Source organism: Mediterraneibacter catenae, from assembly GCF_008691045.1.
Lineage (GTDB): Bacteria > Bacillota > Clostridia > Lachnospirales > Lachnospiraceae > Mediterraneibacter > Mediterraneibacter ornithocaccae.
This window is the reverse complement of sequence record NZ_VMSO01000051.1, coordinates 1-1,657: the sequence shown is the minus strand read 5'-3', so window position 1 is coordinate 1,657 and position 1,657 is coordinate 1. Positions and strand designations below refer to the sequence as shown.

Sequence of the window (1,657 nt, the reverse complement as noted above, 5' to 3'; positions counted from 1 at the left end):
AGAAAAGACTGTAGAAGTCGGAGTAAATTACTGGGATGTTGATAAAAATGAGCAGGCAGGCGAAGGCAAAGTAACAGTAGATGCAGGTGCTAACAATGTAAATACATCTGCGCTTACAGATATTCCAGATGGTTATGAGCTTGTAAATACTGGCGATATCACTATTAACGATGGCTGGATCTGGGTTGCTGTTAGACCTGTACAGAAGGATACAATTTTAAGGATTGATTTTGTATTAGCAGGAACTGATGATGTTGTTGACACAGATGTTGCGACTAAAACTGGAAAACTTGGAGAACAGATAAAATTCAAATTCAATGAAGATTTTTACCTTGATAATGATGAATATCAGGTTGTAAATACTACTGGTAATACGGAAATTACAGTAATGGCAGGAACTGATACGACAATGCAGGTTGTTGTAGAGAAAAAGGATGTTCCTGTATTTACAAAGACGGTTGGAGTAAACTACTGGGATGTAAAGAATGATGTTCAGGCAGGCGAAGGCGAAGTAACAGTAGCGGCAGATGCAAACAATGTAAATACATCTACGCTTACGGATATTCCGGAAGGTTATGAACTTGTAAGTACCGGAGATGTCGAAATTAATGATGGTTGGATTTGGGTAGAAGTTAAGCCGGTAGCAACAACTCAGGAAGTTGGCGTAAACTACTGGGATATAGTAAATAATACGCAGGCTGGTGAAGGCAAAGTAACAGTAGCAGCAGACGCAAACAATGTAAATACATCTGCTCTTACAGATATCCCAGAAGGATATGAACTTACTGTTTCAGGAGACATTACAATTAATGACGGCTGGATTTGGGTAGAAGTTAAGCCGGTAGCAACAACTCAGGAGATTGGAGTAAACTACTGGGATGTAGAGAATGATGTTCAGGCAGGCGAAGGCAAAGTAACAGTAGCAGCAGACGCATATAATGTAAATACATCTGTCCTTACAGATATCCCGGAAGGCTATGAGCTTGCATCAACAGGCGATGTTCAGATCAACGATGGCTGGATTTTTGTAGAAGTAAGACCGGCAGCAGAAAAGACAGTAGAGATTGGTGTAAACTACTGGGATGTAGAGAACAACAAGCAGGCAGGCGAAGGTAAAGTAACAGTAGCAGCAGACGCATATAATGTAAATACATCTGCGCTTACAGACATACCAGAGGGCTATGAGCTTGCATCAACAGGCGATATTAAAATCAACGATGGCTGGATTTATGTAGAAGTAAGACCGGTTAAAGCAGAGTCAACTATCATCCACGTTACATTCAAGAGCGAAGGTGGAAAAGACCTTGGCGGCGGAGACTTCTTCGTAGATGCTGACGGAGATGGAGTATTCAATTACTCTGAGCTGACACTTCCGGAAGGCTATGAACTGATTGAGACAGGCGATACGTTTGTTGACACAGATAAGACATACGAGATCACCCTTCACAAGACTAATCCTGGAACAATCATCAATGTAGTTTATGTTGATGAGAATGGAAACAACGTTGGCGGCGGAGACTATTTCGTAGATATGGACGATAATGGAATCGCTAACTTCTCAGAACTGGATGTGCCGGAAGGATATAAGTTAGTTGTAACAGGCGACTTCTTTGTAGCTGATTACACAGGACAGACCAACGAAATTAAGGTTGAGAAG

1 protein-coding gene is annotated in these 1,657 nt (G+C 41.4%); it reads left to right on the top strand.

Annotation, left to right across the window (positions count from 1 at the left end):
- On the top strand, nucleotides 1-1,657 hold a 1,657-nt coding region (locus tag FNY66_RS15590; RefSeq protein ID WP_190324862.1), incomplete at both ends, for a hypothetical protein.